Source organism: Pseudomonas sp. F8002 (assembly GCF_013385495.1).
Classification (GTDB): Bacteria; Pseudomonadota; Gammaproteobacteria; order Pseudomonadales; family Pseudomonadaceae; genus Aquipseudomonas.
In genome coordinates, this window is sequence record NZ_JACAPW010000009.1 from 20,846 (window position 1) to 31,590 (window position 10,745).

General features: G+C 61.3%; 9 protein-coding genes. All 9 read left to right on the forward strand.

The genetic code is table 11. The features are described 5' to 3' along the window. Positions 1–57 precede the first annotated feature (57 nt). On the forward strand, positions 58–987 hold the full coding sequence (gene arcC / locus HX811_RS08195) for a carbamate kinase (RefSeq protein WP_087692649.1): 930 nt from the start codon (positions 58–60) through the stop codon (positions 985–987). Positions 988–1,005: 18 nt separating this feature from the next. Next, positions 1,006–1,368, forward strand: a complete 363-nt coding sequence (locus tag HX811_RS08200; RefSeq protein WP_003220051.1) for a DUF5064 family protein — start codon at positions 1,006–1,008, stop codon at positions 1,366–1,368. Between the two features lie 184 nt (positions 1,369–1,552). Then, the gene (locus HX811_RS08205; RefSeq protein WP_087692648.1) at positions 1,553–3,061 is read left to right on the forward strand and encodes a sigma-54-dependent transcriptional regulator; all 1,509 of its coding nucleotides are present in this window, start codon (positions 1,553–1,555) and stop codon (positions 3,059–3,061) included. 402 nt (positions 3,062–3,463) lie between these two features. Further along, on the forward strand, positions 3,464–3,847 hold the full coding sequence (gene gcvH, locus HX811_RS08210; protein ID WP_003220049.1) for a glycine cleavage system protein GcvH: 384 nt from the start codon (positions 3,464–3,466) through the stop codon (positions 3,845–3,847). A 10-nt stretch (positions 3,848–3,857) separates the two neighbouring features. Then, positions 3,858–6,704 (forward strand): aminomethyl-transferring glycine dehydrogenase, encoded by a 2,847-nt coding sequence (gene gcvP, locus HX811_RS08215; protein ID WP_003220048.1) that lies wholly within the window; start codon positions 3,858–3,860, stop codon positions 6,702–6,704. Between the two features lie 141 nt (positions 6,705–6,845). Further along, on the forward strand, positions 6,846–8,222 hold the full coding sequence (locus HX811_RS08220) for an L-serine ammonia-lyase (protein WP_003220047.1): 1,377 nt from the start codon (positions 6,846–6,848) through the stop codon (positions 8,220–8,222). A 39-nt stretch (positions 8,223–8,261) separates the two neighbouring features. Continuing rightward, complete coding sequence (gcvT, locus tag HX811_RS08225; protein ID WP_003220046.1) at positions 8,262–9,386, forward strand: glycine cleavage system aminomethyltransferase GcvT; 1,125 nt, start codon at positions 8,262–8,264, stop codon at positions 9,384–9,386. A 390-nt stretch (positions 9,387–9,776) separates the two neighbouring features. Continuing rightward, positions 9,777–9,989 (forward strand): cold-shock protein, encoded by a 213-nt coding sequence (locus HX811_RS08230; RefSeq protein WP_003220045.1) that lies wholly within the window; start codon positions 9,777–9,779, stop codon positions 9,987–9,989. Positions 9,990–10,084: 95 nt separating this feature from the next. Beyond that, a complete protein-coding gene (locus tag HX811_RS08235; protein WP_177045512.1) occupies positions 10,085–10,573 on the forward strand; it encodes an RDD family protein in 489 nt (162 codons plus the stop codon). Positions 10,574–10,745 lie beyond the last annotated feature (172 nt).

Below are 10,745 nucleotides of genomic sequence, written 5' to 3' on the forward strand. Positions count from 1 at the left end.
CCGCTCCCACATTTGGCCCGGTGTTCACAACGCTGGATTCTGGAAGGACAACCTTATATGCGTATCGTCGTTGCACTGGGCGGCAACGCCCTTCTGCGCCGTGGTGAACCCATGACCGCAGACAATCAACGGGCCAATATCCGCATCGCCACCGAACAGATCGCCAAGATCCACAAAGGCAACGAGCTGGTGATTGCCCACGGCAATGGCCCGCAAGTGGGCCTGCTGTCGCTGCAGGCTGCGGCCTACACCCAGGTTTCACCTTACCCGCTGGATGTGTTGGGAGCCGAAACCGAAGGCATGATCGGCTACATCATCGAACAGGAACTGGGCAACCTGCTGGACTTCGAAGTGCCGTTCGCCACACTGCTGACCCAGGTCGAAGTCGACGCCAAGGACCCGGCCTTCCAGAACCCGACCAAACCCATCGGCCCGGTGTACTCCAAAGCCGAAGCGGAAAAACTGGCCGCTGAAAAAGGCTGGGCGATTGCCCCCGATGGCGACAAGTATCGCCGCGTGGTGGCCAGCCCACGGCCAAAGCGGATCTTTGAAATCCGCCCGATCCAGTGGTTGCTGGAAAAAGGCAGCATCGTGATCTGCGCCGGCGGCGGCGGGATTCCGACGATGTATGGCGAAGACGGCAAGCTCAAGGGCATTGAAGCCGTGATCGACAAAGACCTGTGCTCATCCTTGCTGGCCGGGCAACTGGACGCCGATTTGCTGGTGATCGCCACCGACGTCAATGCCGCCTTTATCGACTTCGGCAAGCCCACCCAGAAAGCCATCGGCCAGGCACACCCGGACGAAATCGAAAAGCTCGGCTTCGCTGCCGGCTCCATGGGACCCAAGGTCCAGGCCGCGTGCGAGTTCGCCCGCCAGACTGGAAAAACCGCAGTGATCGGTTCACTCTCGGACATCGAAGCGATCGTCCAGGGCAGCGCCGGCACCCGCATCAGTACCGCAAAACCTGGCATCACCTACCTGTGAAGTAGAGGAGAAACGCCTATGGCTACCTTTGAACCTGGTCACCTGCACATCGAACGCCACGCGCTGAACAAGGATGACTACAGCTACAACCTGTGCATCGACTACGAAGTCAGCCAGGACCCAAAGGAAGGCAAGGGAATGCTCTTCAAGATGCACGGCACGGTGCAGGGCAAGGAGCTCAAGGAAGAGTTCTTCCTGCCCAAGGACCAGTCGTTCGACTTCGCCCGGCAGGCGATGAACATCGCGCAGAAGTACGGCATGCCGAAGATTGCCGTGCTCAATGGCCAGATGCACAAGCAGTACGATTTGATGTTTGAGGATGTGCGCCATCAGTTGGATGTGAAGCCTGGGGATCCGGTCAAACCCGAACACCTCGAATAACCCGATTTCCCAGGCACCAACTATCAAATGTGGGAGCGGGCTTGCTCGCGAATGCGGTGTATCAGTTGATACATCCGGTGACTGACACACCGCATTCGCGAGCAAGCCCGCTCCCACATTTTGATCTCTATCTTCTCCAAGGCATACTTGCCACCTCTCGCTCGCCAGAACCAAAAACAGCCCCATGCGTATCCACGTCAGCTTCATCGACCGCGTCGGCATCACCCAGGAAGTCCTGGCCTTGCTCGGTGGGCGCAATCTGAACCTGGATGCGGTGGAAATGGTTCCGCCCAACGTCTACATCGACGCTCCAACCCTGAGCGCCGAGGTACTGGAAGAGCTGCGTGATGCACTGTTCAGCGTGCGCGGCGTGCAAGCCGTGACCGTGGTCGACATCCTCCCCGGCCAGCGCCAGCACCTGCAACTCGACGCCCTGCTCGCCGCCATGACGGACCCGGTACTGGCCCTGGACAGCGCCGGCAAGATCCTGCTGGCCAACCCGGCGCTGATCGCCTTGTACGGTCGCGAACCCGCCGGAGAAAGCATCAACGAACTGTTCGACGACCCAACCCTGCTGGCCACCTTGCTGGAACACGGCTTTCGCCTGGCCCTGCGGGAAATCAGCGTCAACGGCCAGACCCTGCTGCTGGACGCCACGCCGATCACCGACGCCGGCGCCCTGCTGACCCTGTACCAACCCAACCGCATCGGCGAACAACTGTCGGCGCTGCACCATGACCACGCCGAAGGTTTCGACGCGTTGTTGGGCGAGTCCCCGGCGATCCGCACCCTCAAGGCGCGGGCGCAACGGGTGGCGGCGCTGGATGCACCGTTGTTGATCCAGGGCGAGACCGGCACCGGCAAGGAGCTGGTGGCCCGTGCCTGCCACGCCATCAGCGCGCGCCACAGCGCGCCGTTCCTGGCCCTGAACTGCGCGGCGCTGCCGGAGAACCTGGCCGAGAGCGAACTGTTCGGCTACGCCCCCGGCGCCTTCACCGGCGCCCAGCGTGGCGGCAAGCCGGGGCTGATGGAACTGGCGAACCAGGGCACGGTGTTCCTCGACGAGATCGGCGAGATGTCACCTTACTTGCAGGCCAAGCTGCTGCGGTTTCTCAACGACGGCAGCTTCCGCCGGGTGGGCGGCGACCGTGAGGTGAAGGTCAATGTGCGGATCCTCAGCGCCACCCACCGCGACCTGGAAAAGATGGTCAGCGAAGGCACCTTCCGCGAAGACCTGTTCTACCGCCTCAACGTGCTCAACGTCGAAGTGCCGCCCCTGCGCGAGCGCGGCCAGGACATCCTGCTGCTGGCCCGCTACTTCATGCAGCAGGCCTGCGCGCAGATCCAGCGCCCGGTCTGCCGCCTGGCGCCGGGCACCTACCCGGCGCTGCTGGGCAACCGCTGGCCGGGCAACGTGCGGCAATTACAGAACGTGATCTTCCGCGCCGCGGCCATTTGCGAAAGCAGCCTGGTGGACATCGGCGACCTGGACATCGCCGGCACCTCGGTGGCGCGGCAGAACGATGGTGAAGTCGACAGCCTGGAGCAGGCGGTGGAAGACTTCGAGCGCGGGTTACTGGAGAAGCTGTATACCAGTTACCCGTCCACTCGCCAGCTGGCGAGCCGCCTGCAAACCTCCCACACCGCCATTGCCCATCGCCTGCGCAAGTACGGTATTCCCAACAAGCCCTGACTGACTGCACGCGATCAAAATGTGGGAGCGGGCTTGCTCGCGAATGCGTTGGGTCAGTCAATACATTCGGCACTGACATACCGCTTTCGCGAGCAAGCCCGCTCCCACATTTGATCTACGGCGCCCTCAAAAGCGACCTCCGCCTGTACTGAAAGCGCTACAGTGGAACGATATCAATACACACCGTCCCAGGCATCGCCATGCAAGGCTTTGATCCTCATAGGCTTTTTTTCACCCGTCCAGCTGTAGCGATATCGCTACAGTCACCTTCCGAACATCACCTGCCATAATCAGTAACCAATTGTTTTATAACGATAAAAAAACATTGGCCGCAATTTTGCTAAGCAACTCCCCATTATTCCAATCCCGTCCACCAGACGAATCTGGCCCTGAGGAGTTTCCATGAGCGAGTTGCGCTTTACTGAAGATCACGAATGGCTGCGCGCCGAAGCCGACGGCAGCGTGACCGTGGGCATTACCGCTTTTGCGCAGAACGCGCTGGGTGATGTGGTTTTCGTGCAACTGCCTGAGCTGCAGTCCTACGACAAAGGGGCAGAAGCCTCCACCGTTGAATCGGTCAAGGCCGCCAGCGGCGTATACATGCCATTGGACGGCGAAGTCCTCGAAGTAAACGACAAGCTGGACGGCAGCCCCGAGCTGGTCAACGAAGACCCGATGGGCGAAGGCTGGTTCTTCCGCTTTAAACCGGCTGATGCCGACGCAGTAGCTAAGCTGTTGGATCAGGATGCGTATGACCGCCTGATCAAAGCCAACGCTGAAGCCTGAGGAGCGCGCCATGACTAATCTGACCACCGCCAACGAATTCATCGCCCGCCACATCGGCCCGCGCCAGGACGACGAGCAACACATGCTCGCCACCCTGGGCTTTGATTCCCTGGAAGCCTTGAGCGCCAGCGTGATCCCGGAAAGCATCAAGGGCACCGCTGTGCTGGGCCTGAGCGACGGCCTGAGCGAAGCCGACGCACTGGCTTCGATCAAGGCGATTGCCGCCAAGAACGAGCTGTTCAAGACCTACATCGGCCAGGGCTACTACAACTGCCACACACCGTCGCCGATCCTGCGCAACCTCCTGGAAAACCCGGCCTGGTACACCGCCTACACGCCGTATCAGCCGGAGATTTCCCAGGGCCGCCTGGAGTCGCTGCTGAACTTCCAGACGCTGATCAGCGACCTCACCGGCCTGCCGATCGCCAACGCCTCGCTGTTGGACGAAGCCACCGCCGCTGCCGAAGCCATGACCTTCTGCAAACGCCTGAGCAAGAACAAAGGCAGCAACGCGTTCTTCGCCTCCGTGCACAGCCACCCGCAAACCCTCGACGTACTGCGCACCCGTGCCGAGCCACTGGGCATCGACGTGGTGGTGGGCGACGAGCGTGAACTGACCGACGTCAGTGCCTTCTTCGGCGCCCTGCTGCAATACCCGGCGAGCAACGGTGACGTGTTCGACTACCGCGAACTGACCGAGCGCTTCCACGCCGCCAATGCGCTGGTGGCCGTGGCCGCCGACCTGCTGGCCCTGACCCTGCTGACCCCGCCGGGTGAGTTCGGCGCCGACGTGGCCATCGGCAGCGCGCAACGCTTCGGCGTTCCGCTGGGCTTCGGTGGCCCGCATGCGGCGTACTTCTCCACCAAGGATGCGTTCAAGCGCGACATGCCGGGCCGTCTGGTCGGCGTCTCCGTGGACCGTTTCGGCAAGCCGGCCCTGCGCCTGGCCATGCAGACCCGCGAGCAACATATCCGCCGCGAGAAGGCCACCAGCAATATCTGCACCGCCCAGGTATTGCTCGCCAACATCGCCAGCATGTATGCCGTGTACCACGGCCCGAAAGGCCTGACCCAGATCGCCAACCGCATTCACCACCTGACCGCGATCTTCGCCAAAGGCTTGGGCGCATTGGGCCTGGCGGTTGAACAAGCCCACTTCTTCGACACCCTGACCATCAAGACCGGCGCGCAAACTGCTGCCCTGCACGACAAGGCTCGCGCCCAGCGCATCAACCTGCGTGTGGTCGACGGCGAACGCGTTGGCCTGTCGGTCGACGAAACCACCTCCCAAGCCGACATCGAAACCCTGTGGAGCGTGTTCGCCGGCGGTAAAGCCCTGCCGGACTTCGCCGCATTGGCTGCCAGCGTTGAAAGCACCCTGCCGGCCGCGCTGCTGCGCCAGTCGCCGATTCTCAGCCACCCGGTGTTCAACCGTTACCACTCCGAAACCGAGCTGATGCGCTACCTGCGCAAACTGGCCGACAAGGACCTGGCCCTGGATCGCACCATGATCCCGCTGGGCTCGTGCACCATGAAGCTCAACGCCGCCAGCGAAATGATCCCGGTGACCTGGGCCGAGTTCGGTGCCCTGCACCCGTTCGCCCCGGCCTCGCAAAGCGCCGGCTACCAGCAACTGACGACCGAACTGGAAGCCATGCTCTGCGCGGCCACCGGTTACGACGCGATTTCCCTGCAACCGAACGCCGGTTCCCAGGGCGAATACGCCGGCCTGCTGGCCATCCGTGCCTATCACCAGAGCCGTGGCGAAGAACGCCGCGATATCTGCCTGATCCCGTCGTCGGCCCACGGCACCAACCCGGCCACCGCCAACATGGCCGGCATGCGCGTCGTGGTCACCGCCTGCGATGCACGCGGTAACGTCGACATCGAAGACCTGCGTGCCAAGGCCATCGAGCACCGCGAGCACCTCGCTGCGCTGATGATCACCTACCCGTCCACCCATGGCGTGTTCGAAGAAGGCATCCGCGAAATCTGCGGGATCATTCACGACAACGGCGGCCAGGTGTACATCGACGGCGCCAACATGAACGCGATGGTCGGCCTCTGCGCCCCGGGCAAGTTCGGCGGCGATGTGTCCCACTTGAACCTGCACAAGACCTTCTGCATTCCCCACGGCGGTGGCGGCCCGGGCGTTGGCCCGATTGGCGTCAAATCCCACCTGACGCCGTTCCTGCCCGGCCATGCCGCGATGGAACGCAAGGAAGGCGCGGTCTGCGCCGCACCGTTCGGCAGCGCAAGCATCCTGCCGATCACCTGGATGTACATCAGCATGATGGGCGGCGCGGGCCTCAAGCGCGCTTCGCAGTTGGCGATTTTGAATGCCAACTACATTTCCCGTCGCCTGGAAGAGCACTACCCGGTGCTGTACACCGGCAGCAACGGCCTGGTGGCCCACGAATGCATCCTCGACCTGCGCCCGTTGAAAGACAGCAGCGGCATCAGCGTGGATGACGTGGCCAAGCGTCTGATCGACTTTGGTTTCCATGCGCCGACCATGTCGTTCCCGGTGGCCGGCACCCTGATGATCGAGCCGACCGAAAGCGAATCCCGGGAAGAACTGGACCGCTTCTGCGACGCGATGATCGCCATCCGCGAAGAAATCCGCGCGGTGGAAAATGGCTCGCTGGACAAAGACGACAACCCGCTGAAAAACGCGCCACACACTGCCGCGGAACTGGTTGGCGAATGGAGCCACCCATACAGCCGTGAACAAGCGGTGTACCCGGTGGCGTCGTTGATCGAAGCCAAGTACTGGCCGCCGGTTGGCCGGGTCGACAACGTGTTTGGCGATCGCAACCTGGTGTGCGCGTGCCCGTCGATCGAAAGCTACGCGTAACCTGATGTGGGAGCGGGCTTGCTCGCGAATGCGGAGTGTCAGTTGATACATCTGGTGACTGACCCACCGCTTTCGCGAGCAAGCCCGCTCCCACATTGGACTGCGTACATCCGATCAATAATAAGAAACCGGAGAACAACCATGTCTTTAAGCGTGTTCGACCTGTTCAAGATTGGCATCGGCCCCTCAAGCTCCCACACCGTCGGCCCGATGCGCGCTGCCGCTCGATTCGTCGAGGGACTGAAGCGCGACAACCTGCTGGGCGCCACCACCTGCGTCAAGGTGGAGCTCTACGGCTCACTCGGCGCCACCGGCAAAGGCCACGGCAGTGACAAGGCCGTATTGCTGGGCCTGGAAGGCGAGCACCCGGACACCGTGAACACCGAAACCGTTGCCGCGCGCCTGTTGGAAATTCGCGGCAACGCACGCTTGAACCTGCTCGGCGAACACAGCATTGCGTTCAACGAGAAAGAACACCTGGCGATGATTCGCAAACCCCTGCCCTATCATCCCAACGGCATGATCTTCCGCGCCTTCGACGCCGCCGGCTTGCAGATTCGCAGCCGCGAGTACTACTCGGTGGGCGGCGGGTTTGTGGTGGATGAAGACGCCGCCGGCCACGACCGGATTGTCGAAGACGCCACGCCCCTGACGTTCCCGTTCAAAAGTGCCAAGGACTTGCTCGGCCATTGCGCCACCTATGGGCTGTCCATCAGCCAGGTGATGCTGACCAATGAAAGCGCCTGGCGCCCGGAAGCGGAAACCCGCGCCGGCCTGCTGAAGATCTGGCAGGTGATGCAGGACTGCGTGGACGCGGGCTGTCGCAACGAAGGGATTTTGCCCGGAGGGCTGAAGGTCAAGCGCCGCGCCGCCGCGTTGCATCGCCAGCTGTGCAAGCACCCGGAATCGGCGCTGCGCGACCCGCTGTCGGTGCTGGACTGGGTCAACCTGTACGCCCTGGCGGTCAACGAAGAAAACGCCAATGGCGGGCGCGTGGTGACGGCGCCCACCAACGGTGCGGCCGGGATTGTGCCGGCGGTGTTGCACTACTACATGCGCTTTATCCCGGGGGCCAGCGAAGACGGGGTGGTGCGCTTCCTGCTCACCGCCGCGGCCATCGGCATTCTGTACAAGGAAAACGCCTCGATCTCCGGCGCCGAAGTCGGCTGCCAGGGGGAAGTCGGCGTGGCCTGTTCCATGGCCGCCGGCGCCCTGTGCGAAGTGTTGGGCGGTACAGTTTCCCAGGTAGAAAACGCCGCCGAGATCGGCATGGAACACAACCTCGGCCTGACCTGCGACCCCATCGGCGGCTTGGTGCAGGTGCCCTGCATCGAGCGCAACGCCATGGGTTCGGTCAAGGCCATCAATGCGGTGCGCATGGCCCTGCGCGGCGACGGGCAACACTTCGTGTCCCTCGACAAGGTCATCCGCACCATGCGCCAGACCGGCGCCGACATGAAAAGCAAATACAAGGAAACCGCCCGTGGCGGTTTGGCGGTCAACATTATCGAGTGCTGACGCCTATAAGCGCGTCCGCACGTTTTTCAGGAGCTGAATATGTCCACCGAAACCCTGTTGAAAACCCCGTTGCACGCCCTGCACATCGAACTGGGCGCACGCATGGTGCCCTTCGCCGGCTACGACATGCCGGTGCAATACCCGCTGGGCGTGATGAAAGAACACCTGCACACCCGTGAACAAGCCGGGTTGTTCGATGTGTCGCACATGGGCCAGATCCGCCTGACCGGCGCCGGTGCCGCCAAGGCCCTGGAAACCCTGGTACCGGTGGACATCATCGACCTGCCGGTGGGCATGCAGCGTTATGCGATGTTCACCAACGAGCAAGGCGGCATCCTGGATGACCTGATGGTCGCCAACCTGGGTAACGACGAACTGTTCCTGGTGGTCAACGCCGCCTGCAAGGACCAGGACCTGGCCCACCTGCGCCAGCACATCGGTGACCAGTGCACCATCGAGCCACTGTTTGAGGAACGCGCCCTGCTGGCCCTGCAAGGCCCGGCTGCCGTCAGCGTGCTGGCGCGCCTGGCGCCGGAGGTCAAGCACATGACCTTCATGCAATTCGCACCGACCCGCCTGCTGGGCGTGGACTGTTACGTCAGCCGCTCGGGCTACACCGGCGAAGACGGCTTCGAAATCTCGGTACCGGCCGCGAACGCCGAGGCCCTGGCCCGCAGCCTGCTGGCCGAAACCGAAGTACAGGCCATCGGCCTGGGCGCCCGCGACTCCCTGCGCCTGGAAGCCGGCCTGTGCCTTTATGGCCATGACATGAACACCGAGACCACGCCGATTGAAGCCAGCCTGTTGTGGGCAATTTCCAAGGCCCGTCGTGCTGATGGCGCACGCGCCGGTGGCTTCCCGGGCGCCGATGCGATCTTCACCCAGCAACAAACCGGCGTCAGCCGCAAACGCGTAGGCCTGTTGCCACAGGAACGCACGCCGGTCCGTGAAGGCGCAGAAATCGTCGACGAACACGGCACCGTGATCGGCAGCGTCTGCAGCGGCGGTTTTGGCCCGAGCCTGGGCGGCCCGCTGGCCATGGGTTATCTGGACAGCGCTTTCATCGCACTGGATACCGAAGTATCTGCGTTGGTACGTGGGAAAAAGGTGCCACTACGTGTAAGTAAAATGCCATTCGTACCACAACGTTACTACCGTGGTTGATTGACTGTTCCTATAAGTAACGCGGTTGCGTTAACGTGCACTAATCTGTAACGCAACCGCCACATTAAAGTGCATTGACGATAGTCAATGTTATGTTCAGTCACCTATAACAAGTGACGAATTCTATCGAATAAACGCGTTCCACATTGTGGGCAGAAGTGCAACGAGGCCGAGCAAAACCTGGGGTTTTGCCGGGGCTTGTTTTTTCTGTATTAGTTGGCGTAGAGTTTGCCCACTGTGTTTGCATGGGTCGCTTTGAACCTGGACCTGGGCAGTAGCCAAAGTTTGCTACAACCCGTTCGACGTCTCTTACTTTCCTGCAACCCAGCCCAGTACTCTTTCATGTGAAAGGGGCTGTCATTAATTTTTTTGCGTCAAGGAAATAAGAAAATGGCTGATCGTCAGAGCGGTACCGTCAAGTGGTTTAACGACGAAAAAGGGTTTGGTTTTATCACTCCAGAAAGCGGTCCGGATCTGTTCGTCCACTTCCGCGCTATTCAGGGCAACGGCTTCAAAAGCCTGAAAGAAGGCCAGAAAGTGACCTTCATCGCGGTGCAAGGCCAGAAAGGCATGCAAGCCGACGAAGTACAAGCAGAAGGCTGATCCTTGCTGCGACAAAAAGCCCCTGATATGACATCAGGGGCTTTTTTATGGGCGTTCTTCCGTAAAATGGCTTTTTTCCTGCCGAGAGCCATGCCATGTCGAAACACCTGCTGAGCCCCCAAGGCGAGTTTCCCGCCGTAGGCCTGGGCCGTCGTCTGGCAGCGATGTTCTATGACTTCCTGTTGTGCACCGCCCTGCTGATCGTCACGGCCTTCATCTACAAGCTGGTGTGGATGGGGTTTGTCGGTGAGGCCAAGTTGCGGGCGCTGTCGGAGTCTGGCGCGCTGGATGGTGATCCGCTGTTGTCGACGATTTTGTTTTTTGTGTTGTTTGGGTTTTTTGCCAAGTTTTGGACGCACTCGGGGCAGACCCTGGGGATGCAGGTTTGGGGGGTGCGGGTGCAGAACGCTGATGGGTCGCGGATCAGTCTGTGGCAGGCGTTGTTGCGGTTTGTGGTGTCGATTGCTTCGTGGTTGTGCCTGGGGCTTGGGTTTGTCTGGTCGTTGTTCGACAAGCAGAAACGTGGCTGGCATGACATTTATTCGGATACGCGGTTGGTGCGGATTCCGAAGAAAAAGAAGTAGGTTTTTAGATTGGGGGCATATCCGTTGCTGCGGTTATGGCCGCTATTGGTTCCGCTCTTACAGCGGCTCACTTTTGAAAAGCGCAAAAGTAAGCAAAACGCTCTTGCCCCACCACTCGGCTCCTCGCCTAGGCTCGGAGTGCCCTCACTCCGGCTTTGGACCGTGGGCCGCC